General features: G+C 65.3%; 21 protein-coding genes. 16 read left to right on the forward strand and 5 right to left on the reverse strand.

What is annotated here, in order from left to right; all coding sequences use genetic code 11:
- The first annotated feature begins 43 nt into the window (after positions 1 to 43).
- Positions 44 to 1,102, forward strand: a complete 1,059-nt coding sequence (locus tag ACCQ07_RS08685; RefSeq protein WP_071118532.1) for a phosphoenolpyruvate carboxykinase (ATP) — start codon at positions 44 to 46, stop codon at positions 1,100 to 1,102.
- 93 nt (positions 1,103 to 1,195) lie between these two features.
- On the forward strand, positions 1,196 to 2,917 hold the full coding sequence (locus ACCQ07_RS08690) for an ATP-binding cassette domain-containing protein (protein WP_071118531.1): 1,722 nt from the start codon (positions 1,196 to 1,198) through the stop codon (positions 2,915 to 2,917).
- Positions 2,918 to 3,079: 162 nt separating this feature from the next.
- On the opposite strand, the gene ACCQ07_RS08695 is transcribed toward ACCQ07_RS08690, so the two are convergent.
- Positions 3,080 to 4,495: an MFS transporter gene (locus ACCQ07_RS08695; protein WP_014089966.1), complete on the reverse strand. Its 1,416-nt coding sequence runs from the start codon at positions 4,493 to 4,495 to the stop codon at positions 3,080 to 3,082.
- Between the two features lie 348 nt (positions 4,496 to 4,843).
- Between ACCQ07_RS08695 and ACCQ07_RS08700 the strand changes: the two genes are divergently transcribed.
- Both ACCQ07_RS08700 and ACCQ07_RS08705 read left to right on the forward strand, forming a co-directional pair.
- Entirely contained in the window at positions 4,844 to 5,845 is a 1,002-nt protein-coding gene (locus ACCQ07_RS08700; protein ID WP_008574989.1) for an LLM class flavin-dependent oxidoreductase, read from the forward strand.
- Between the two features lie 60 nt (positions 5,846 to 5,905).
- A complete protein-coding gene (locus tag ACCQ07_RS08705) occupies positions 5,906 to 6,406 on the forward strand; it encodes a pyridoxamine 5'-phosphate oxidase family protein (RefSeq protein ID WP_029819203.1) in 501 nt (166 codons plus the stop codon).
- 34 nt (positions 6,407 to 6,440) lie between these two features.
- On the opposite strand, the gene ACCQ07_RS08710 is transcribed toward ACCQ07_RS08705, so the two are convergent.
- Together ACCQ07_RS08710 and ACCQ07_RS08715 are read right to left on the reverse strand one after the other, a co-directional pair.
- Entirely contained in the window at positions 6,441 to 7,109 is a 669-nt protein-coding gene (locus tag ACCQ07_RS08710) for an exopolysaccharide biosynthesis protein (RefSeq protein ID WP_071118530.1), read from the reverse strand.
- Positions 7,093 to 8,433 carry a hemolysin family protein gene (locus ACCQ07_RS08715; protein ID WP_372165718.1) on the reverse strand — a complete coding sequence of 447 codons (1,341 nt, stop codon included), beginning with the start codon at positions 8,431 to 8,433 and terminating at the stop codon, positions 7,093 to 7,095. The genes ACCQ07_RS08710 and ACCQ07_RS08715 overlap by 17 nt, the downstream gene beginning before the upstream one ends.
- A gap of 272 nt (positions 8,434 to 8,705) precedes the next feature.
- On the opposite strand from ACCQ07_RS08715, the gene ACCQ07_RS08720 reads away from it, so the two are divergent.
- The 3 genes from ACCQ07_RS08720 (at position 8,706) to ACCQ07_RS08730 (ending at position 11,337) form a co-directional block, all read left to right on the forward strand.
- Positions 8,706 to 9,332: a DUF47 domain-containing protein gene (locus ACCQ07_RS08720; RefSeq protein WP_008571222.1), complete on the forward strand. Its 627-nt coding sequence runs from the start codon at positions 8,706 to 8,708 to the stop codon at positions 9,330 to 9,332.
- Between the two features lie 9 nt (positions 9,333 to 9,341).
- Positions 9,342 to 10,469, forward strand: coding sequence for an inorganic phosphate transporter (locus tag ACCQ07_RS08725; protein ID WP_008571223.1), 1,128 nt, complete (start codon positions 9,342 to 9,344; stop codon positions 10,467 to 10,469).
- A 106-nt stretch (positions 10,470 to 10,575) separates the two neighbouring features.
- On the forward strand, positions 10,576 to 11,337 hold the full coding sequence (locus ACCQ07_RS08730; protein WP_008571224.1) for a YdcF family protein: 762 nt from the start codon (positions 10,576 to 10,578) through the stop codon (positions 11,335 to 11,337).
- 193 nt (positions 11,338 to 11,530) lie between these two features.
- On the opposite strand, the gene ACCQ07_RS08735 is transcribed toward ACCQ07_RS08730, so the two are convergent.
- Together ACCQ07_RS08735 and parE are read right to left on the reverse strand one after the other, a co-directional pair.
- Entirely contained in the window at positions 11,531 to 13,036 is a 1,506-nt protein-coding gene (locus tag ACCQ07_RS08735) for a S10 family peptidase (protein ID WP_014089971.1), read from the reverse strand.
- A 381-nt stretch (positions 13,037 to 13,417) separates the two neighbouring features.
- Complete coding sequence (gene parE, locus ACCQ07_RS08740) at positions 13,418 to 15,307, reverse strand: DNA topoisomerase IV subunit B (protein WP_003481816.1); 1,890 nt, start codon at positions 15,305 to 15,307, stop codon at positions 13,418 to 13,420.
- Positions 15,308 to 15,471: 164 nt separating this feature from the next.
- On the opposite strand from parE, the gene ACCQ07_RS08745 reads away from it, so the two are divergent.
- From ACCQ07_RS08745 to truD, 9 genes are all read left to right on the forward strand, one after another.
- On the forward strand, positions 15,472 to 15,714 hold the full coding sequence (locus tag ACCQ07_RS08745; RefSeq protein WP_008571226.1) for a hypothetical protein: 243 nt from the start codon (positions 15,472 to 15,474) through the stop codon (positions 15,712 to 15,714).
- 313 nt (positions 15,715 to 16,027) lie between these two features.
- Complete coding sequence (gene pyrG / locus ACCQ07_RS08750) at positions 16,028 to 17,692, forward strand: CTP synthase (protein WP_008571227.1); 1,665 nt, start codon at positions 16,028 to 16,030, stop codon at positions 17,690 to 17,692.
- Positions 17,693 to 17,912: 220 nt separating this feature from the next.
- Positions 17,913 to 18,743, forward strand: a complete 831-nt coding sequence (gene kdsA / locus ACCQ07_RS08755; protein ID WP_011347098.1) for a 3-deoxy-8-phosphooctulonate synthase — start codon at positions 17,913 to 17,915, stop codon at positions 18,741 to 18,743.
- Between the two features lie 116 nt (positions 18,744 to 18,859).
- A complete protein-coding gene (locus ACCQ07_RS08760; RefSeq protein WP_031422278.1) occupies positions 18,860 to 19,102 on the forward strand; it encodes a hypothetical protein in 243 nt (80 codons plus the stop codon).
- A gap of 121 nt (positions 19,103 to 19,223) precedes the next feature.
- On the forward strand, positions 19,224 to 20,516 hold the full coding sequence (gene eno / locus ACCQ07_RS08765) for a phosphopyruvate hydratase (RefSeq protein ID WP_008577316.1): 1,293 nt from the start codon (positions 19,224 to 19,226) through the stop codon (positions 20,514 to 20,516).
- A 3-nt stretch (positions 20,517 to 20,519) separates the two neighbouring features.
- A complete protein-coding gene (gene ftsB / locus ACCQ07_RS08770) occupies positions 20,520 to 20,885 on the forward strand; it encodes a cell division protein FtsB (protein WP_071118463.1) in 366 nt (121 codons plus the stop codon).
- On the forward strand, positions 20,882 to 21,676 hold the full coding sequence (gene ispD / locus ACCQ07_RS08775; protein ID WP_122273030.1) for a 2-C-methyl-D-erythritol 4-phosphate cytidylyltransferase: 795 nt from the start codon (positions 20,882 to 20,884) through the stop codon (positions 21,674 to 21,676). The genes ftsB and ispD overlap by 4 nt, the downstream gene beginning before the upstream one ends.
- Before the next feature lie 3 nt (positions 21,677 to 21,679).
- Entirely contained in the window at positions 21,680 to 22,180 is a 501-nt protein-coding gene (gene ispF, locus ACCQ07_RS08780) for a 2-C-methyl-D-erythritol 2,4-cyclodiphosphate synthase (RefSeq protein ID WP_008577320.1), read from the forward strand.
- 113 nt (positions 22,181 to 22,293) lie between these two features.
- Entirely contained in the window at positions 22,294 to 23,403 is a 1,110-nt protein-coding gene (gene truD / locus ACCQ07_RS08785) for a tRNA pseudouridine(13) synthase TruD (protein WP_008577321.1), read from the forward strand.
- Positions 23,404 to 23,582 lie beyond the last annotated feature (179 nt).

Below are 23,582 nucleotides of genomic sequence, written 5' to 3' on the forward strand. Positions count from 1 at the left end.
GAAAGCGGCACCCATCGGCTGATTCAGTGCATCGGATGAAGGCATGCCGCAGTCGGCTGCATGGGCGCAACACACGCCGCTGAACGATGGCTCCGCCGCCATCGCAGCAGGGGCCGCAGTAGCGGCAGATCCGTTCGGCGAGCATCGCCCGCGGCGCTTGGGCGTGCGCCGGCAGATTCTCGGCGCGCTGTTTCATTTCCACAGCGATAGCCAGGCACTGCTGGCGCTGGTCGATGCCACCTACGCGGGTTTGCCCGCGCATCGGCTGCCGGGCGCTCCGGAATTTCATGTCACATTGGACCTGCTGCCGCGTGCGCCGGGCCGCACCGATGCCGAGCCGCCGCCTGTGCGCACGCACGCCAGCGGCGGCCTGCTGTGCGGCGTCATGGATGCGTGCAATTATCTGATGCTCTCGGTGCCACAGCGCCGCGCGATGCTGGTGGTGTCCGAGGACATGCTTGCCCACGCGTATCACGTGCGTTACGAACTGATCGAATTCGCCGTATTCCTGCTGGCTGCGCGTGGCATTGGGCTGGTGCCGCTGCATGGCGCTTGTGTAGGTCGACGCGGACGCAGCGTGTTGCTGCTTGGCGCCAGCGGTGCGGGGAAATCGACCTTGGCCTTGCATAGCCTGTTGCATGGCCTGGACTTTGTCGCCGAAGACGGTGTCTTTGTGGCGCCCGATAGCCTGCTCACCACCGGTGTGGCCAATTTCCTGCATCTGCGTGCCGAAGCGCTGGGCCTGGTCGACGCGCCCACGCGCGCATGGATCAGCGCATCGCCGGTGATCCGGCGTCGCAGCGGCGTGGAAAAATTCGAGGTCGATCTTCGCCATCGCCACGCGCATCTCGCGCCCAAGCCGATGCGGTTGCATGCGGTCGTGATGGTGTCCAGGTCGCCGGCCATCGCATCGGCACAGCGCCTGGTCGCGGTGCCTGGCGAGCAAGTCGCCGCCTGCCTGGCCCATGATCAACCGTACGCCGCCGGTCAGCCCGGCTGGCAGCGCTTCGTCGAACAGGTGCGGCGCATCGGCATGTTCACCTTGCACCGTGGCACGCATCCGCAGGCATCGGTGGATGCGCTGCTGCAGCTGTTGCAATGAGTGGCCGTATGCAAGCGTCCTGGAACGCCACCGGTCCGCAGACCCGCATCGCGCACTGGCGCCTGCATGTTGCGCACGAATGAGCCGCTGGCGATGACCGCCATCCGGCGCATGCGCGTTGCATTGCACCAGTTCGCGAGCACGCTGGTGCCTGCAGACATGCCGATGATTGCGCTTTACGTCGCGTTGTCGCTGGCTGCCGCGTTGGCCGGCAGCGTGGTGGCGGTGTGCCTGCTGCCGCTGGTGCAGCCAGGCCACAGCGTGCAACTGGCGGGCTATCGCCTGGCCTTGCCGGGCGGGCTGGCGATGCAGGCGTGCCTGTTCATTGCGGTGAGCCTGCTGTTTGCCGTGTTGCGCTGGCAGAGCGCGCGACTGGCCGCGCAGTTGACCAGCCGCTATGCCATCGGTCTGCGCGCGCGCGTGCATGCGGCATTGATCGATGCGCCATTGCCGGCCCTGTCCGGGGCCAGCTCGGCAGAAATCGCCAACGTGCTCACGTACAACATCGAGATCGCCACGCAAGGCTTCGGCGCCGTGCTGCAGCTGCTGGTCGCGGCCATCACTGCGCTGGTGAGCGTGTGCATCGCGGTGCTGATTGCACCTGTGCTGTTGATCACCACCCCACTGCTGGCGGTGTTGGCAGGGTTGGGTCTGCGCTTCTCCAGCAGTCGCGCACAGGCACGCATCAGCCGCGCGTATGTGGCCGACATGACGCAGCTGTTCTGGCTCAGCGAAGATTTTCCGCGTCGCTTGCGCCACGTACGCTCGTTTCAGCGCGAAGGCCTCGAAACCCGCCATTACGAGCGCATTTCGGCGCGACTGGGGCACGGGTATGCGCAACAGCAAGCACTGGTTGCCGGCAGCCGCCTGCTGCTGGAACTTGCCGCGGTGGTCGCCATCGCCGGCATCCTGATGCTGGCCAATCGCTGGCAGGGGGGCGAGCGTGCTGCGCTGATCACCGTCAGTCTATTGCTTGGCCGTCTGCTGCCGTACCTGGTCACCACGCGGCAGAGCCTTCAGCAGTTGCGTTCGGCGTGGCCGGCGCTGCAGCTGTGGCGCCGCTATGTCGACCTGGGCGCTGCGCGGGTACACGTTCCGGAGCAAATGGCCGAACCACTCACGGCTGCGCTGCATATCGAACACATCGGGCTGGCGCCGCCACTGCCCCAATGCGCGATCGAATCGATATTGCTGGTACCAGGTCAGATGACCCTGGTGGTCGGTGCCTCCGGCGTGGGCAAGAGCAGTCTGATGGATGTGCTCTCCGGGCAGACGCCGCCGGCGCAGTTCGTGGCGCACATGGGCGGACGACGGCTGACATTCTCGGCATATCGACATCTGGTGCGACACAGCGCCTACATCGGCCAGGGCGTGCGGCCGTGGCAGCGCACGGTGCGCGACTGCCTGCAGTGGGTGCTGCCCGCAGCGTCCGACGCACGCATGTGGGAGGTGCTGGCCGATGTGGGCCTATGTCCGCGGCTGCAGCGCGATGCGCAAGGCCTGGACACGCCGATCAACGCGCAGGACGGGCGCCTCTCGGGCGGCGAATCGCAACGCCTGTTGCTGGCGCAGGTGCTGCTGCGTCGGCCGACCCTGGCCGTGTTGGACGAAGCAACCAGCGCGCTGGACGCCGATGCCGAACATCAAGTGCTGAGCACCTTGCGCGCGCGTTTGCCGGACACCGTGCTGGTGGTGGTTTCGCATCGAACCAGCTTGGCCGCCGTGGCCGATCGCACGGTGAACTTGGATGGTGCGCCTGTTCGGCGGGTGCATATCAGTTCGTCGGAAATTGCCACACCGTACGACGTGCGCTAGGCCCGTCACACGCTGGCGGGTCGGTGGCTTTGCAAGTCGCTGACAGTACATAGCGCGCAATCGTCGGGCTCGAGTCGAAGACACGCAGGCACCGGATGGGTCGGTCACGCGGCGCACCGGCTGCGCACGCCAGGCGTGCGCCTGGTCACTGGGCCAGCCGTTTTATCCCGCAATCTCTTCCAGCGCCCGATTGCGCGTGCGCGGCCCGAACGCGGCAATCACGCTCGCCACGATCGACATGCTGAGCGCGATGAAGGCCAGCACCCCGTGGCTGCCAACCTGCGTCAGCAACCAGCCGATCAGCACGCTGCTCACCGCCGTGGAGAGGCGACTGAAGGAATAGCAGAAGCCCACTGCACGTGCACGCAAGCCGGTCGGGAACAGCTCCGCCTGATAGCCGTGATAGGCAAAGCTCATCCAGGCGTTGCAGAACGCGACCATCGCCCCGCACAGCACCATGCCGACTGCCTGATGCTGCAACGCGAACAGCCCACCGAACAGAACAGCGCCCAGCGCCGATGCGGTGATCTGCCATTTGTTTTCCCAGCGCTGTGCAAAACGCAGCAACAGCAATGGCGCCAGCGGGTAGGCCAAGGAGATCGCAAACGAGTACGCCAGGCTTTTGGTCACCCCGGCCCCGGTGCCCTGCGCCGAGATCAGCGCAGGCAACCAGTTGCCGAAACCGAAGAAGCCAATCGCCTGAAACACATGGAAGACCACCAACATCCCGATGCGCCCGCGATACGGCGCACGCCACAGCAGTGCGCTGGGCATTACACCGGCCGGCGCGGGTGTGGCCGCCTGCGGCGCGGGCAGTGGCGCACCCACATCGCGCGTGCAGCGCGCTTCCAGTTCGGTCACCACTGCATCGGCTTCTGCGTGCCGGCCGTGTGCGGCCAGCCAGCGCGCCGATTCCGGCAAGCGGCTGCGCAGCCACCAGATCGCCAGCGCAAACGCACCGCTGAGCAACACCACCCAACGCCAGCCGCTCACGCCCAGCGGCGCAGACGGCACCAACATCCACGCGGTCAGCGCGACCGTCGGAACCGCCAGAAATTGCACGAAAAATGCAAATGCGAACGCCGCGCTGCGCATGTGCCGCGGTACCAGTTCGGACAGATACGTATCGATGGTAACCAGTTCGATTCCCAACCCGATGCCGACCACACAGCGCAGCACGATCACACCGCTGGCCGTGCTCTGCAGACCCATCGCCACGGTCGCAGCGGTGTACCAGATCAAGGCGAAGGTAAACACCGGGCGACGCCCGAACCGGTCGGCAAACGGGCTCAATAGCGCGGCACCGACAAACAACCCAAGGAAGGTGGCCGCCGCGAATGCGGCTTGGTCGGACATACCGAACGCGCCATCGGCGCCGCTGGCAAAAATGCCGTCGCCAATCAGCCCGGGGCTGATGTAGGCGGTCTGGAACAGGTCATACAACTCGAAGAACCCGCCCAGCGCCAGCAACCCCACCAGCCGCCACAGCGTGGCGCTGGCGGGCAACCGGTCGATCCGGGCGGCGATCTGCGCGGAAGGCGAGGGCTGTTCGGGGGGCGCTAAAACACTCGGAGACATGGGCAGGCAGGCGCAGGTAGGGCAGTCTCATCATAGCCAGCGTCCAGATGCCGCAGCGGGCACGCTTCGTCGCGCGGTCAATGCGTTCGTCTGTGGCAAGAGGGCACTGGGCATCCAAGGTGCGCGCAGCCGACCAGGCAACAGCACTCTTCCTCACAATCGCGCCCGCACCGCCCTTGTTAGCAGCAAGCTCAACAACGCCGCTGTCGCGAGTGGAACCAAGCACGTGCACCTCATGCGTTGTCCGACTGCTGGAATGCTGTAATCCCTCACGGCACCCAACAGGCCGCTGGCAATGCCGCCGGGCCAGCCCCATCTCTGGCATATCACTCTTTTCGGAGTCATTCGATGACCCCCATTTCCGTGCTCGATCTGGCGCCGGTCTGCGAAGGCAGCGACACCACCCACGCTTTCGCCAACATGCTCGATCTGGCCCAGCACGCCGAGCGTTGGGGCTATCAGCGCTACTGGCTGGCCGAACACCACAACATGCCAGGCATCGCCAGCGCCGCCACCGCCGTGCTGATCGGTCACGTCGCCGGCGGCACCAAGACCATCCGCGTGGGTGCCGGCGGCATCATGTTGCCCAACCACGCGCCGTTGCAGGTGGCCGAACAATTCGGCACGCTGGCCTCGTTGTATCCGCAGCGTATCGACCTGGGCCTGGGCCGTGCGCCGGGCACCGATCAGCCCACCGCACGCGCCTTGCGCCGCTATTTCGACAGCGCCGATCACTTTCCGCAGGACGTGGCCGAACTGATGCGCTATTTCGCGCCGGCGGTGCCGGGGCAACTGGTGCAGGCCGTGCCCGGCGCCGGGCTGGAGGTGCCGGTGTGGCTGCTGGGGTCGAGTCTGTTCAGCGCACGCCTTGCCGCCGCGATGGGGTTGTCGTTCGCGTTCGCCTCGCATTTCGCCCCCGACGCGATGGACGACGCGGTGGCGATCTATCGCCGCGAATTCCGACCGTCCGCACAGCTGGCCAAGCCACACGTGATGCTGGCCCTGAATGTGGTGGCGGCCGAGACGCAGGCGCAGGCACGGCGTCTGTTCACCACCCAGCAGCAGAGCTTCGTCAATCTGCGTCGCGGCAAGCCGGGCAAGATCCCGCCGCCCATCGACGATATCGACAGCTTCTGGCAGCCGCATGAACGTGCCGGGGTGGAGCGTGCACTGGCCTGCACGGTACTCGGCGATGCCGAGCAGATTGCGCGCGGCGTGGCAGAGTTCATCGAGCGTCACACGCCCGACGAGCTGTTGTTCACCGCCAACATCTACGACCACGCCGCGCGTCTGCGTTCCTTCGAAATTGCCGCGGCCGCGTGCCGCGAGCTGGACGTGACCTTGGCGTGATTCACGTCGCTTTGCGCGGCGATCGGCTGTGATGCGTGCACATCCATTGGGAAGACCAGCATGCAACTTCAGCAACGCAGCGAGAGCATTAAGCAGTTGGCCGAGTTGATCCGCGGGGTGGACATCGCGATGTTCACCACCGTTTCGGTCGACGGCAAACTGGTGAGCCGGCCGCTGGGCACGCAGGAAGTCGAGTTCGATGGCGACCTGTGGTTCGCCACCGCCGCCGACAGCCCGAAAGTGGCGGAAATCGCCGCTGATCCGCGCGTCAACGTGGCCTATGCGTCGGCCTCGAAGAACACGTATGTCTCGGTAGCCGGCACCGCACGCGTGGTCCACGACCGCGCCAAGATCGAAGAGCTGTGGTCGCCGGCAATGAAGGTGTTCTTCCCCGGCGGCAAGGACGACCCGAACCTGCGCTTGATCCATGTGCGCGCCGAATCGGCCGAATACTGGGACGGCCCCAGCGGGCTGCTCGGCAAGGCGCTGTATTTCGTGATGACGGCGGTCACCGACGATACCGGCAGCCTGTCGGACAACCGCGTGGTCGATCTGAAATAACTGCGTCGCAAGCGACGCGCCGGAGGCGCTGCGCTCAGCGCCAGGCGTCCGGCCACCAATCGCGAATCAGATCCACCAGCTGGTCGGAGGTGACCCCGAACACGGCCACCGAGATCAGCGCAGCTGCCCAGCCCACCAGCATCAGTGCACCGTCGCGCTCGAGCAGGGCCAGCGCGAACAGCAGCAGGATCAGGCCGAAGATGTAGTTGGTGAAGGGGATCGGCAGCGTCAGCAGGATGCCGACCAGCACCAATAGCAAGCCGGTGAGGAGCTGCGCCGGCATGCGGTCCAGCATGCCATGCAACCGCGGTTTGAGCAGGCGATCCAGGCGTTGCAGCGTCGGTCCCAGTTTGGCCACGAAGCGCTGGCTGGTCCGACGGCGCGGCCCGCGTTCGCCGATGAAGCGCGGTACCCACGGCTTGCGCAGGCAGCACATCATCTGCAGCCCGATCAGGATGGTCAGCGGTCCGCTGATGCCACCGGCGACGCCGGGAATCGGAATGAACGAGGGCAGGATCGCAAGAAACAGGAACACGCCGAAGGCGCTTTGCTGCAGGTCGGCCAAGATCTCGCGAACGCGCAACACCTGGTCCGGATCACCTTCGCTGAAGGCTGCCAGCAGGCTGCGGATGCCTTCGTTGCGGTAGCGCATCTGCTCGCTGGCATCATCGTGCGGTGCACCGCCGTCACCCGACGATCTCATCGCTGTCCTCGTCGCCCACCCGGCTCAGCAGCAACTTGTCCACGCGCGCACCGTCCAGGTCGACGATCTCGATGCGCCAGCCGGCCCAATCGAAGAACTCGCCGGCCTGCGGAATGCGCCCGAAATAGTAAATGCACAGGCCCGCAAGCGTGTGGTAATCGCCCTCGTCGGCGTCGGGCAGTTCGGCGCCGAGTACTTCGCGCAATTCTTCCACCGGCAGCGACCCGTCGATCAACAGCGAGCCGTCCGCGCGCGTGACCACCAGCGCGTCCTCGTCGGTATTTTCCACCGCCTGCAGGCGGCCGACCACTGCGCCCATCAGGTCGCTGATGGTCACCAATCCGCGGATTTCGCCGTATTCGTCCACCACCAGCGCCATCGACTGCTGTTCTTCGCGAAAGATTTCCAGCAGCTTCATCGCGTGCGTGGATTCGGACACGAACAAGGTGTCGCGCAGCGCCTGGAACAGGTGCGCGCCGTGGCCGTCCATGCGCGTGACCAGCGATTTGACTTCCAGCACCCCAGCAATGTCCTGGTCGCTGCCGCGGTACACCGGGTAGCGCGAAAATTCGTGCTCGCGCATGACCTGCAGATTGCGTTCCGGCTCGGCGTTGGCGTCCAGCCAGGCGATGCGGTTGCGCGGGGTCATCAGGCTGTCGGCGGTACGATCGCCCAGCCGCATCACGCGATTCATCATGTCGCGCTCGTGCGCGTCGATCACCCCGGCCTCGTGGCTTTCGGCCACCAGCATGCGGATCTCTTCTTCGGTCACCGAGGCCGACTCGTCCTTGCCCATGCCCAGCATGCGCAGGACCAGGCGGGTGGAGCGCGCCAGCACCCACACCCCGGGCGCGGCGATCTTGGCCAGCCAGGCCATCGGCACCGCGACAACGCCTGCGATGTCTTCGGAATTGCGCAGCGCCAGCCGCTTGGGCACCAGCTCGCCGAAGATCAGCGTCAGGAACGTGATCAGCGCCACCGCCAGAGTGCTGCCGATCACCACCGAATACGGGCGCGGCTTGCCGACCAGTTCGAACGTGCCCGCCAAGGCCGGGAACACACCCTGCAGCCAGTTGGCGATGGCTTCGCCGATCGCCTCGCCGCCGAACACGCCGGTCAGGATGCCGATCAGGGTGATGCCGATCTGAACCGTGGACAGGAAGTTTTCGGGGCTTTCGGCCAGGGCCAGGGCCCGCGCGGCGCGCTTGCTGGAGCCGGCCATCTGCTTCAGGCGGCTCTTGCGCGAGGTCATCAACGACATCTCCGACATGGCGAAGAAGCCGTTCAGCACGATCAGGGCGATGACGATCAAAAACTCAACCACGGGCGTCTTCCCCGGTTAGTGAAGGGGAGGGCGGGGGAGCACTGGGGCTGCCGGCGGGCGCACAGGCCGGGCGGCAACACGGGGGGATAGGGTCGTCTTCCATAGGGTGCGCCCGAAGGCGCGGGGGCATGGTAGCAAACCACAGGGTGGTTCGAGCCGGGAAATGTCGATGTGAAGGCCGCTCCCGGCGCGAGATATCCAGAGAGGTCATGGAACGGTCATAATTCGCGCCTGGCGCCGTCTCTCCCTCGACGGCAGGAAGTTGTCCACCCATGTTCTCGTTGCAGACCATCTTCGGTTCCGGCAAGCAGTTCTATGCGCTTCTGAACGAAGCGGCGCAGGCCGCCTACGACAGCACCAGGGCGTTGCACGCCATGATGCGCGAGTCCGACCGCCAACCGGCGCTGGACGCCTTCAAGCTGGCCCGCCTGCGCGAACGCGCCGCCTCCGACAAGATCGGCCAGGCGCTGGTGGACAGCTTCATGACCCCGATCGAACGCGAAGACATCGAGGCGTTGGGCTCGGCGTTGTACAAGATTCCCAAGCAGGTCGAGAAATTCGCCGACCGCTACTCGCTGGCGACCAAGCACCTGGAACACATCGACTTCGCTCCGCGCGCCGCGATGCTGGAGCAGGCCGCCGCGGTGGTGGTGGAGATGGTGGCCGACCTGCCGCACATGAACATCGACCGCATGACCGCGCTCAACGACAAGCTGCGCATGCTCGAAAACGAAGCCGACCGGCTGATGCTGGAGCTGTATCGCGACATCTATTCCGGCCGGCTGGACACGTTGCAGATGTTCCTGCTCAAGGAGTTCTTCGAGATTCTGGAAAAAGCCATCGACCGCTGCCGCGAGGCCGGTGTGGTGGTCTACCAGATCGTGCTGAAGAACAGCTGAGGTCGCCGCGTGCTTACCTTAGTTCTGGTGGTGATCCTGGCCGCGTTGGTGTTCGAGTTCATCAACGGCTTCCACGACACCGCCAACTCCATCGCCACCGTGGTCGCCACCAAGGTGCTCTCGCCCGGTTGGGCGGTGATGCTGGCCGCCGGCATGAACCTGATCGGCGCGCTGACCGGCACCGCCGTGGCGCTGACGATTGCTTCCGGCCTGCTCAACACCAACGTGGTCGACGTCACTCCGCAGGTGATCCTGTGCGCCCTGCTGGGCGGCATCATCTGGAACCTGATCACCTGGTGGAAGGGCCTGCCGTCGTCGTCCTCGCATGCCTTGATCGGTGGCTTGTGCGGCGCCGGCCTGGCCGCGGCGCACAACAACTGGGACGCGCTGATCTGGTCGGAAAACATCGGCAACTGGGCCAAGAACAAGGGCCTGTTGTGGAAGGTGTTCGTCCCGATGATCACCTCGCCGATCGCCGGTTTCGTGCTCGGCATCGTGGTGATGGTGCTGCTGTGGGCGATCATCGCCGGCATGTCCAAACTCGGCGGCCCGATCGGGCGGCTGGCGCGCCCGCGCTGGGTCAATGCGTTCTTCGGCAAGGCGCAGATCGCCTCGGCCGCGTACATGGGCTACGCGCACGGCCACAACGACGCGCAGAAGACCATGGGCATCATCGCCATGACCCTGATCGGCGCGCAGTCGGCCGGTGCGCTGGACGATTTGCCGAGCTGGTTGTCGTTCCTGCATCCGGGCACCGGCCTTGCCGCCGGCGCCGGTATCCCGATGTGGATCGTGCTGACCTGCGCGGTGGTGATGGCCGCAGGGACGGCGTCGGGCGGCTGGAAGATCATCAAGACGCTCGGCCACAAGATGGTCAAGCTGCATCCCATCCACGGCTTTGCCGCAGAAACCAGCTCGGCGACGGTGCTCACCGTGGCGGCGCATTTCGGCATGCCGGTATCCACCACGCATAGCATTTCCACCGCCATCATGGGGGTGGGTTTTGCCAAGAACCCGCGTTCGCTGCGGCTGGGGGTGATCGAGCGCATCGTCTGGGCCTGGATTCTCACCATCCCGGCCGCTGGCGGCGTGGCGTATCTGATCCTGACGCTGTTCGAGCTGTTCGGCTGGACCTGAGCGATGCCGCGGTGCGCTCACGCACCGTCGGCAGACTGCGCCGCCGTTGCCGTATCGACCTGTTTGCGGCAGGTTGCCCGCATGCCATGAGTGAGACCCTTTCCCGATGATGCTTGCCCTGGTGTGCGTGTTGTTCGGGTTTGCCTGGTTGATCGACCGCCGCGGATTGCGGCGGTTCTCCCGCGTGCTGGGCCTGGCCAGCTTGCTGCTGGTGTTCGCGGTGGGCTGCGGTCCGTTGCCCTCCTGGATGCTGCAACACCTGCAACGCACCGGGGTCAACGATTTCAACGCGTGGGGCGCGCGCAACGTCATCGTGCTGCTGGGTGCCGGCACCGTGCGCCCGGAAGGCCGCGACGCGGTGGCCGAAGCCAATCTGTTCGCCTACGGCCGCATCGTCGAATCGGCACGGCTGTACTGGCAATGCCGGCACAGCGGGGGCGATTGCAAGATCGAGATCAGCGGCGGCGATGCACGCGGCCTGGGCCTGTCCGAAGCGGTGGTCTACCAGCGTGTCTTGCTGGGCCTGGGCATTCCGCGGGCAGATCTGATCATGGAGCCGTCGAGCATGAACACCTGGCAGAACGCGCAGTTCAGCCAGCCCTTGCTGCGCGCCTACCGGCCCGATCGCATTGCGCTGGTGTCCTCGGCCACGCATCTGCGTCGCGCCGAATTGTATTTTCGCCATTTCGGCATCGATGCCACACCGGTGCGCGCCGATTGGCTGACCGCCACCTGGTCGATCCTGCCGCAGAGCTACAACTTCACGCTGGCCGATGTGGCCCTGCACGAATACCTGGGCATTGCGCGCTATCAGGTCTACCAGTGGTTGGGGTGGAACGTGAAGGCTAGCGAGCCTGGTGCGTTGTGATTGGGGAGCCGGGATTTGGGATTGGGGATTGGTAACAGCTGGTGCGCTGCTAGATCTGCTTGGGTGATGTCCTTGCGACGGTGCTTGCCAGTTCCAGATTGACGATGGCAACGCAGATGCGCGGCACTCGGAAACGATGGTGCTGCCCGACGGCTTGGTCGCCGGCCGCGTGTGCGGCCGGCGCTGGCTGCGCTCAGCGCGTTTCGTACATCGCCTTGACGTCGTCACGGAACGCGGCCTGGCTGTCGGGGCGGTTGTAGAACATGTGGCCGCCGGGATATTCGCGTACCTGCACGCGTTTGCTGTCGCTGCCCATGGCCGGCATCTGGTCCACCGTCAGGACCGAACCCATGAACGGGCAGGAGAGGTCGTTCCAGCCGTGCGCGATCAACACGCGCAGCTTCGGATCGATCGCCACCGACTGACGCAGCTGGGTCACTGCGCCTTTGCGAAGCTCGTCGTTCCAGTCCCAGAGCTTGTTCACGTCGTAGTTGAGCGCGCGATACTGCGCATCGATCTTCCAGCCGACCACGCGGGTGACGAAGTCCACCATTGCGGTGGTGGTGGGCGCAATGATGCTGTCCAGCAGCGGGTCGTTGGCGCGTTGTTCGGCATCGTTGGGAAACGGGTCGAAGGCGGTCACGTTGGAATCGTAACGGCTGCCCAATTCGCCCTTGTCACGAAACACTTCGCGCAGATAGGCCTGGGTTTCCAGGCGTCCACCGGAGCGCCGCACATATGCCGGGTCCAGCCCGGTCATGCGGGTGACCTGCTGCAGCATCGCTTCGGTGGCCTGCGGGTCGGTGCGTCCTTTCATCAGCGCCACCGCGTAATCGCCGCGGGTGTAGTCGATCACCTGGCGCATCGCGCTGTCGCTGAGCTGGCCCTGGCGCTCCAGGTGCGCAGCGGCGATCGAGGGAAGCGTCAGCATCCATGCCAGGGGCGACACATCGCCGTTGTCGTCCAGGGTCGGGTTGAGATACGGCGACACCAGCACCACGCCGTTCATCGCCACGCCTAGCTGCGTCTGCAGGTAATGGGTAATGCGCGGGCCGCGGAAGCCGCCATAGCTTTCGCCGACCAGATACTTGCGCGCCTGCAGGCGGCGGTTCTTGAGCAGCCAGTCGTAGATCACCCGCGAGAGATATTCCACATCCGCCTGCGGATTGTAGAACTGCTTCTTGGCATCGTCGTCGCCGATCAGCGCGCGGCTGAAGCCGGTGCCCACCGGGTCGATGAAGACCAGGTCGGTGAAGTCCAGCCACGTGCCCGGGTTGTCGCGCAGTGTGGCCGGTGCCGACGCACTGTCGCCCTCGGCGCCGAAACCGACGATCTTCGGCCCGATCGCGCCCATGTTGAGATACACCGATGCGGCGCCCGGCCCACCGTTCAAGGCGAAGGTCACCGGGCGGTCCTTGCCATCGACGGTATAGGCGGTGAATACCACTTCGCCCGTGGTCTTGCCCTGCGCATCGCGCACCGGCAACGTGCCGACCGTGGCGGTATAGCTCAGGTTGCGGCCGGCCACGCGTGTGCTCTGGCGCACGCTGGCGTCTGCCGGCAATGGCGCCTGTTTGGCGGCAGCGGCAGCGGCATCGGGTTTGGCATCGCTTTTATCGGTTTTGTCTGGCGCTTCGGCCAGCGCTGTCCCGCTGAACAGCACGCAGGCCAGCAGGCCGGCACGGAGAAAGAAGGGCATGGGCATCGACGTGGTTGCAGGGAAGCGCCGATGCTAGGCTGCTGCAGAGCCCGGTGGATGTGCAGGAAGGCATGGATGTCGCGCGGACCGAGGTGGTACGCAAAGGCAGGTGTGTGCGGCCCGCCGAAATGAGCGCCTATGCAAGGCGCTTCCTTCTCCCGTCGAGACATTGTCCCGCCTGATGCGGACGGTGCTCCGAAGGGGAATGAGGGTGCGGGCGAAGCCTCGTGCTACTCACTTCGCAAGTGCATACGCCCGCACCCAAACGCCGCGCTGCGCCCCGCCCGCGCTTGCGGCGCGGGCGCTCAAAGTCGCGCGCCGCTAGCACGCGCAGGCCGTGCCTTCTCGCCTCCACGGGAGAGGGGCTATCGGTTTCAGCACTCAGACTTCAAGCGAGGCCAGATCGCCCTTGGTCTCCAGCCACTGCTTGCGGTCGCTTGCGCGTTTTTTGGCCAGCAGCATGTCCATCAACGAACGCGTCTGCTCGCCGTCGTCGATGGTCAGCTGCACCAGTCGACGCGTGTCCGGGTGGATGGTGGATTCGCGCAGCTGCTGCGGATTCATTTCGCCCAGGCCCTTGAAGCGGGTGACGCTGATCTGGCCCTTCATCTTTTCGCGCGCGATCTTGTCCAGCAGCGTGGTCTTTTCTTCTTCGTCCAGCGCATAGAACACCTGCTTGCCCACATCGACACGGAACAAGGGCGGCATCGCCACGAACACGTGGCCGGCGGCCACTAGCGCGGGGAAATGCTGCAGGAACAGCGCCGTCAGCAGCGTGGCGATATGCAGGCCATCGGAGTCGGCGTCGGCCAGGATCACCACCTTGCCGTAGCGCAGCCCGGTGATGTCGTCCTTGCCCGGGTCGCAACCGATCGCGATCGCCAGGTTATGCACTTCCTCGGAGGCCAATACGCTGCCGGAAGCCACTTCCCAGGTGTTGAGGATCTTGCCGCGCAACGGCAGGATGGCCTGGAAATCCTTGTCGCGCGCCTGCTTGGCAGAGCCGCCGGCCGAATCGCCTTCGACCAGGAACAGTTCGGTACGCGACAGATCCTGGCTGATGCAATCGGCCAGCTTGCCGGGCAGGGCAGGGCCCTGGGTGACCTTCTTGCGGACGATCTGCTTTTCGGTCTTCAACCGTGCGCTGGCGCGATCGATGGCGATCTGCGCGATCTTCTCGCCGATCTCCACGTTCTGGTTGAGATACAGGCTGAAGGCATCGTGCGCAGCACCTTCGATGAAGCCGGCAGCCTGGCGCGAGGACAGGCGTTCCTTGGTCTGACCGGAAAACTGCGGATCGGTCATCTTCAGGCTGAGCACGAAGGTCACCCGGTCCCAGACATCTTCCGGTGCCAGCTTGACGCCGCGCGGCAGCAGATTGCGGAAATCGCAGAACTCGCGCAGCGCATCGGTCAGGCCCGAACGCAGGCCATTGACGTGGGTGCCATGCTGCGCGGTGGGGATCAGGTTGACGTAGCTTTCCTGCACCAGCTCGCCTTCCGGCACCCAGGCCGCGGCCCAGTCGACGATTTCGGTGTCTTTTTTCAGGCTACCGACGAACAGGTCGGCCGGCAGCAGCTCGTGCTCGGCCATCTCACCCTTCAGGTAATCGCGCAGGCCGTTTTCGAAATACCAGCTGTCCTGCTCGCCGGTTGCCTCGTCGTGCAATTTGACGGTCAGGCCGGGGCACAGCACCGCCTTGGCGCGCAGCAGGTGCCGCAACGCACGCACATTGAATTTGGGCGTATCGAAATACTTGGGGTCGGCCCAGAAACGCAGCCGCGTGCCGGTATTTTTCTTGCCGACGGTACCCACCACTTCCAGCTTGGACGCGGCGTTGCCATCGCGAAACTCCATGCGGTGCTCGCTGCCTTCGCGCTTGATGAACAGTTCGACCTTGGTCGACAGCGCGTTGACCACGCTCACGCCTACACCGTGCAAGCCACCGGAGAAGGTGTAGTTGCGGTTGCTGAACTTGCCGCCGGCATGCAGCCGGGTCAGGATCAGCTCCACGCCCGGAATCTTCTCTTCCGGATGGATGTCCACCGGCATGCCGCGGCCGTCGTCGGACACTTCGCAGCTACCGTCCTTGTACAGCGTGACTTCGACCTGCTTGGCGTGGCCGGCCAGCGCCTCGTCGACAGAGTTGTCGATCACTTCCTGCGCCAGATGGTTCGGGCGCGCGGTGTCGGTATACATGCCGGGGCGGCGTTTGACCGGGTCCAGGCCCGACAGCACTTCAATATCGGCGGCGTTATAACGGGTGTTCATGCATCTCGTTGGCACGTGAAACGACGCGCAAGTGTGGGGGCTGAGCCGATTTTTTGCACGCGACCGGCGTTCAGTGGGGGGCCGGGCAGCATTGGCTACCCTGGCGTTGGTTTCGCAATCAAACGTCCCCACCTGAGGATGTCACCGAAGCCAAAGAGGACGCCATGAAGTTCAAGCACATCCTGATGCTCACCCTGGGTGCGGCCGCAGTCGCAGCGCTTCCCGCCATGGCCCAGGCCGCTCCGCAGCAGACCGGACAGGGCGCCGCGGCTCAAAAGGCCGATGACGCGAAGGCCAAAACCGAAGCCGAACGCAAAGCCGAACGCCGCGCTGCCGCCGCTGCGCAGAAGCCCAAGGCCGACAGCGCCCCGCGCGAGGAAGAGGAAGAAGAAAAGCCTGCACGCTGATCGCGCGGCCTAGCGGCCAGGTGCTACCGACGCCCCGGCATTGCCGGGGCGTTCGCTTTTGGGGTAGCTGTGTAAGACCACGCAGCATTCGCCCTGTTGGCGTAGCCGGTGCATGGGGCTGGCATGTAACGCGCATGCATGCCGGCCCCCGCAGAAAGCCCGCAATCGCCTGGCAGTGCCCGTCATGTCTGCCAGCCGCTAAGGCCTGCGCGACATGCACTGTTTCAACGTGTGATGACCTCGTCGTCACGCAACCCTTGGGCATTCGCCCGTCACCCGCTAAACTATGGCTTTCCGGGAGGCTTCAAGCCCCATGACCCCCCTGATTTTCGTTACCGGCGGCGTAGTGTCCTCGCTAGGCAAGGGCATTGCCGCCGCTTCGCTTGCGTCCATTCTTGAAGCGCGTGGCCTGAAGGTCACGATGATGAAGCTGGACCCGTACATCAACGTGGACCCGGGCACGATGAGCCCGTTCCAGCATGGCGAGGTCTACGTCACCGACGACGGTGCCGAAACGGACCTGGATCTGGGTCACTACGAGCGTTATGTACGCACGCGCCTGTCGCGCAAGAATTCGGTGACCACCGGCCGCATCTACGAGAACGTGATCCGCAAGGAGCGTCGTGGCGATTATCTGGGCGCCACCGTGCAGGTGATTCCGCATATTACCGACGAGATCCGCCGCTGCATCGACGAGGCCACCGCCGGGTTCGATGTCGCGTTGATCGAAATCGGCGGTACCGTCGGCGACATCGAATCGCTGCCGTTCCTGGAAGCGATTCGCCAGGTGCGCACCGAGCGCGGCGCCGAAAAGGCCATGTTCATGCATCTCACGCTGGTGCCGTACATCGCGGCGGCCGGTGAGCTGAAGACCAAGCCGACCCAGCATTCGGTCAAGGAACTGCGCTCGATCGGCATCCAGCCGGACGTGCTGCTGTGCCGGTCCGAGCAGGCAGTGCCGGATTCGGAGCGCCGCAAGATCGCGCTGTTCACCAACGTCTCCGAGCGTGCGGTGATCAGCTGCCCGGATATCGACGTGCTGTACGGCATGCCGCTGGAATTGCTGCGCCAAGGCCTGGACGAACTGGTCATCGAGCAGTTCAAGCTGCGCGACAAGGTCGCCGCGGCCGACCTGTCCGAATGGGCGGCGGTGGTGGATGCGGTCAAGCATCCGCTGGACGAGGTCAACATCGCCGTGGTCGGCAAGTACGTCGATCACCAGGACGCCTACAAGTCGGTGGCAGAAGCGCTGCGTCACGGCGGCCTGCGTCAGCGCACCAAGGTCAACCTGAAGTGGCTGGAAGCGCAGGATCTGGAGGGCAGCGACATGTCTGCCTTGCAGGACATCGACGGCATCCTGGTGCCGGGCGGTTTCGGCGACCGCGGTTTCGAAGGCAAGGTGCAGACCTCCAAGTTCGCGCGTGAGCACAAGGTGCCGTATTTCGGTATCTGCTACGGCATGCAGGCGGCCGTGGTGGACTATGCCCGCCACGTCGCCGACCTGGATGCAGCCAACAGCACCGAGAACGATCGCCAGTCGCCGCACCCGGTGATCGGCCTGATCACCGAATGGCGCACCGCCACCGGTGAAGTCGAAAAGCGCGACGAAAAATCCGACCTGGGCGGCACCATGCGTCTGGGCCTGCAGGAGCAGCGCCTGAAGCCCGGTACGCTGGCGCGCGAGGTCTATGGCAAGGATGTGGTGGCCGAGCGGCACCGTCACCGTTACGAGTTCAACAACCGCTATCGCACGCAGTTGGAAGACGCCGGCCTGGTGATCTCCGGCAAGTCGATGGACGACACCCTGGTGGAAGTGGTGGAGTTGCCGCGCGACACGCACCCGTGGTTTTTGGCCTGCCAGGCGCATCCGGAATTCCTGTCCACCCCGCGCGACGGCCATCCGCTGTTCATCGGCTTCGTGCGTGCGGCGCGCGAGAAGAAGGCTGGCGGCAAGTTGCTCAAAGAAGCGCGTGCGTGAGTTCCTTCTCCCATCGGGACCTCGGTCCCCTTCATGGGAGAAGGTGCCCCGTAGGCGGATGAGAGGGGCACCGCAACGCACTGGAAGATGGCAGCTGTGATGAACGCGTCGCCACGCGCCAGCCAGGGCAAACCATCTGGCCTTACAAGCGCTTGCAACCCGTACCCTCACCCCAACCCCTCTCCCGACGGGAGAGGGGCTTAATTACTTAGGTGACCTGATGAAACTGTGTGACTTCGAAGTCGGCCTCGACCAGCCGCTGTTCCTGATTGCCGGCCCCTGCGTGATCGAATCGATGCAGCTGCAGCTCGACGTGGCCGGCAGGCTCAAGGAGATCACCGGCAAGCTCGGCGTCAACTTCATCTTCAAGTCGAGTTTCGACAAGGCCAATCGCACCTCCGGCACCAGCTTCCGTGGCCCGGGCCTGGAAGAAGGTTTGAAGGTGCTGGATGCGGTGAAGAAGCAGATCGGCGTGCCGGTGCTCACCGACGTGCATGAATACACCCCGATGAACGAGGTCGCGGCCGTCGTCGACGTGCTGCAGACTCCGGCATTTTTGGTGCGCCAGACCGACTTCATCAAGAACGTCTGCGCCGCCGGCAAGCCGGTCAACATCAAGAAGGGCCAGTTCCTCGCGCCATGGGACATGAAGCCGGTGGTGGACAAGGCCAAATCCACCGGCAACGAGCAGATCATGGTCTGCGAGCGTGGCGCCTCGTTCGGCTACAACAACCTGGTCAGCGACATGCGCTCGCTGAGCGTGATGCGCGACACCGGCTGTCCGGTGGTGTTCGACGCCACCCATTCGGTGCAGTTGCCGGGCGGGCAGGGCAGCAGCTCCGGTGGTCAGCGCGAGTTCGTGCCGGTGCTGGCGCGCGCGGCGGTGGCGGTCGGGATTTCCGGCCTGTTCGCCGAAACCCACCCGGATCCGTCCAAGGCGCTGTCCGATGGTCCCAATGCGTGGCCGCTGGATCGCATGGAAGAACTGCTCGAAACCCTGATGGAGCTGGACGCCGTCACCAAGAAGCACGGGTTTGCGCGCTTTGCGTGAGTTCTGATCAGCGCGCGGCCGCTGCAGCGCGCCGCCGGGAGCGGCGGTGGCGCCACTGGCCCTGGGGCTGGTGGGCACTGGCCGCGTCAATCGCGGCGTGGGCGTGCATGGCGGTCATGGCCGTTTTGTTTACCGCCAGCATCGGCATGCCGGGCGATGGCGACCATGCCATGCAAGCCACGCGGCTGCCGATGCGCATCACGCTGATCATGGCCACCATGGCCGTTGTCAGTAGCCTGGCCACAGGCTCGGCTGCATTGCGGCTGAGTCGCCAGCCTGGTGCGGCGATCGCCGCGCTGATCCTGCTGTTGGTCTTGCTGCTGCTGTCTGGTTTGTCGCTGTTGGGCTTGATGGCGTAGCGGTCCGCCCGTGACGTGCTGCGTGTAGCGGCATGCGATTTGGCAATGGACCGGTGTGCAGCGATAATCCGGCAGCTTGTTTCCGGTGTACTTCCCCCCTTACTGGTAACCGAACGGACCTATGACCACTATCGCCAAGATCCTCGCCCGCGAAATCCTCGACTCCCGCGGCAATCCCACGCTGGAGGCCGAAGTCACGCTGGACGACGGTTCGTTCGGCCGCGCGGCCGTGCCGTCGGGTGCCTCGACCGGTACCAAGGAAGCGGTGGAGCTGCGTGATGGCGACAAGACCCGCTACCTGGGCAAGGGCGTGCGCCACGCGGTGGACAACGTCAACGGGACCATCGCCGAGACGCTGAAGAACTTCGATGCGGCCGACCAGCAGGGCCTGGACCGTCGCCTGATCGATCTGGACGGCACCGAGAACAAGGGCCGCCTGGGCGCCAACGCGCTGCTGGGTGTTTCGCTGGCCGCCGCGCATGCCGTAGCCGCCTCGCGCAAGCAGCCGTTGTGGCAGTACCTGTCCACCATCACCGAATCCGACGTGGCGCTGCCGGTGCCGATGATGAACATCATCAACGGCGGCGCGCATGCCGACAACAACGTCGACTTCCAGGAGTTCATGGTGCTGCCGGTCGGTTGCAGCTCGTTCTCCGAAGCGCTGCGCGCCGGTACGGAAATCTTCCATTCGCTCAAGTCGGTGCTCAAGGGCCATGGCCTGAGCACGGCGGTGGGCGACGAAGGCGGCTTTGCGCCGGACTTCCGCAGCAACGTCGAAGCGCTGGACACCATCCTCGAAGCGATCGGCAAGGCCGGCTACACCGCGGGCGAAGACATCCTGCTGGGCCTGGACGTGGCCTCCAGCGAGTTCTACGACAACGGCAAGTACAACCTGGTCGGCGAGAACAAGCGCCTGACCAGCGAGCAGTTCGTCGACTTCCTGGCCGACTGGGTGGCGCAGTACCCGATCATCAGCATCGAAGATGGCCTGGCCGAGGACGACTGGGCCGGTTGGAAGCTGCTGACCGAGCGCGTCGGCAAGAAGGTGCAGTTGGTGGGCGACGATCTGTTCGTCACCAACCCGAAGATCTTCAAGCAGGGCATCGATTCGGGCACCGCCAACGCGATCCTGATCAAGGTCAACCAGATCGGCACGCTGACCGAAACGCTGGAAGCCATCGCGATGGCGCACGCGGCCAACTACGCCTCGATCGTGTCGCACCGTTCCGGCGAAACCGAAGACACCACCATCGCCGACATTGCCGTGGCCACCACCGCCACCCAGATCAAGACCGGCTCGCTGTGCCGCAGCGACCGCGTGGCCAAGTACAACCAGTTGCTGCGCATCGAGCAGGCGCTGGGCTCCGGCGCGCGCTACGCCGGTCGCGACGCGTTCGTTTCGATCAAGCGATAAGCCGTGCGCAACTGGCGCTGGCTACTGCTGGTGCTGGCGGTACTGCTGGCTTGGCTGCAGTACCGCTTCTGGTTCGGGCCTGGGAATTCCGGCGAGGTGATGATGCTGGAAGCCCAGGTCGCGCATCAGACACAGGACAACGAAGGTCTGCGCCAACGCAACCAGGCGTTGGCAGCAGAGGTGAAGGATTTGAAGGACGGCGAGGCGGCAATCGAGGAACGCGCGCGCAGCGAGCTGGGCATGATCAAGCCGGGCGAGACGTTCTATCGCGTGGTCGAGGATGCGCCGCTGCCGGCCCCTGCATCGCCTGAGGCTCCGGCCCCCCCACAGCAAGCGCCTGAGCCTGTCGATCCGGTGGATCACCCATGACCGGGTCCATCTGGGCAATCGTGCCGGCCGCCGGGCGCGGCACCCGTTTTGGCGGGCCGCTTCCCAAACAGTATTTGCCGGCCGGCGGTCAGCCACTGATGGCGTACACGTTGGCGGCGCTGGCGGCGCATCCGGCGCTGGCCGGCATCATGGTGGCAATCGCCCCCGGCGATGCCGATTGGCCCGGCTGGACCGCGGTGCAGTCCACGCCCGTGCTGACCTGCCTGGGGGGTGCGAGTCGCGCAGCCTCGGTGCTGGCTGGCTTGCTGGCCTTGCCAGAAAGCGTGCGTGCCGACGATTTCGTGCTGGTCCACGATGCCGCGCGGCCGAATCTGGCCCTGGCCGATCTGGACCGCCTGCTGGAAATCGGCCGTGGCGACCCGGTCGGCGCCATCCTGGCTGCACCGGTACGCGATACGCTCAAGCGTGCCGGCGACGATGGCGGTATCGATGGCACCGAACCGCGCGAACGCCTGTGGCGCGCACTCACCCCGCAGCTGTTTCGTCGCCATCAACTGATCCGTGGACTCACCGAGGCCGCGGCGGCCGGTGTCGAGGTCACCGATGAAGCGATGGCGATGGAGCGGATGGGGCTGCGCCCCTTGCTCGTGGAAGGCGCCGAAGACAACTTCAAGGTGACGACCCCTGCGGATCTGGCGCGCTTCGAATTTGAACTGGTCAACCGGGGGCTCGGAGCCCGGGACCCGGAAAGCGCACATCCCCAGTCGTCCGTTCTGGCTTCTGCTTTTTCCGGCCCGGGGTCCCGGGTTTCCGCGCCCGAAGAGATCTAATCCATGTCTTTCAATTTCCGAATCGGCCAAGGCTACGACGTGCATGCGTTCGGCCCTGGCGACCACGTGATGCTTGGCGGTGTGCGCGTGGCGCACAGCCACGGCGTGCTCGCCCATAGCGATGGCGATGTGGTGTTGCACGCCCTGTGCGATGCGATGCTGGGCGCGCTGGCGCTGGGCGATATCGGCCAGCATTTCCCGCCTTCCGATGCGCGTTGGAAAGACGCCGACAGCGCACAGTTCCTGCAGCATTGCGATGGCTTGCTGCGCGAGCGCGGCTGGCGCGTCGGCAATGCCGACATCACCGTGATCTGCGAGCGCCCCAAGGTCGGCCCGCATGCGGTGGCCATGCGCGAGCGCATTGCCGGCCTGCTGGCGATCGAACTCGATGCGGTCAGCGTCAAGGCCACCACCAGCGAACAGTTGGGTTTCACCGGCCGCGGCGAAGGGATCGCTGCACAGGCCGCGGTGTTGCTGGGCAGGACCGCTGTGCCTCATCAATAGCAACACAGGCAGCGCTTGGGGCCGGAGCCGGCGCCGATGCTGCCCGACGCAATCACCGCGCCGAATCATTCGGCGCACAGCGCGCCACGTCCGGCGCGAAGGCGAACCACACCATGAGCGAGACCTCTTTGCTGCCGCGTGCGCATGGCGCTGCCGTGCTCAGCGCGGCGATGCGCAGCACCCCGGACGATTTCCAGGTCGACGAGCTGCCGGCATTCGAGCCCTCCGGCGAAGGCGAGCATCTGCTGCTCACCGTGCGCAAGCGTGGCCAGAACACCGCCTATATCGCCAAACAGCTTGCGCACTGGGCCGGCATCGCCGAGATGGGCGTCAGCTATGCGGGTCTGAAAGATCGCCATGCAGTGACCACCCAGCGCTTCAGCGTGCATCTGCCCAAGCGCATCGCGCCGGATATCGCCGCGCTGGATGATGCGCAGATGCAGGTGGTCCAGAGCGCCTGGCACAACCGCAAGCTGCAACGCGGTGCGCTGCACGGGAACCGCTTCGTGCTGACGCTGCGCCAGGTGCAGGGCGAGCGCGAGGCGATCGAGCAACGGCTGCAGGCGATTGCTGCGCGTGGCATTCCCAATTGGTTCGGCGAACAACGCTTCGGTCGCGATGGCGCAAATGTGGCGGCTGCGCTGGCGATGTTCGGTCATGTGCAAGCTGAGGACGGAACGTTGCTGCCGGCGCCCACATCCAGGCGGCGGCTGCGCAACGATCAGCGCTCGATGTTGCTGTCGGCAGCGCGTTCGGTCCTGTTCAATCGCGTGCTTGGCGCACGCGTGGCGCAGGGCAGTTGGGATAGCGCACTGCAGGGCGAGGCGTGGATGCTGGACGGCTCGCGCAGCGTCTTCGGCCCGGAGCCGTGGAGCGAGGCCCTGGCAGAGCGATTGGCACGTTTCGATATCCATCCCAGCGGGCCGTTGTGGGGCATTGGCGCGTTGCGCTCGACCGATCAAGCGGCAGCGCTGGAGCAGGGCGCGTTGTCCGATCCGCAATCCGAAGCATTGCGCCAAGGCCTGGAAGCAGCGGGGCTGAAGCAGGAGCGCCGCGCGCTGCGCTTGCGCCCGCAGGGTCTGGACTATCGATGGCTGGAGGCACAGACCCTGCAATTGGAGTTCGCGCTGCCGCCTGGCTGTTATGCCACCGCGGTGCTGTGGGAACTGGGAGATGTCACCGACGCCGGTCGCTTCAACGTCGGCATGCGCGCCGACGCATGATCGCGCACAAACGCCGGCCGATCGCGCGGGGCAGCATGGACGGTTCAATCATGCGATGCGCGCAAAAGCGGCCTCGGCGGTCGCTGAGGCGATAGTGGCCGGTCGCGGCGTCACGAGCCATGTCCAGCTGCACAAGGCGCGCAACAGGAATCGGCTCGTGTCCGACGAGCCATGCGCGA

It is taken from the genome of Xanthomonas sp. NCPPB 3583, assembly GCF_041475715.2.
GTDB classification, from domain to species: domain Bacteria; phylum Pseudomonadota; class Gammaproteobacteria; order Xanthomonadales; family Xanthomonadaceae; genus Xanthomonas; species Xanthomonas euvesicatoria.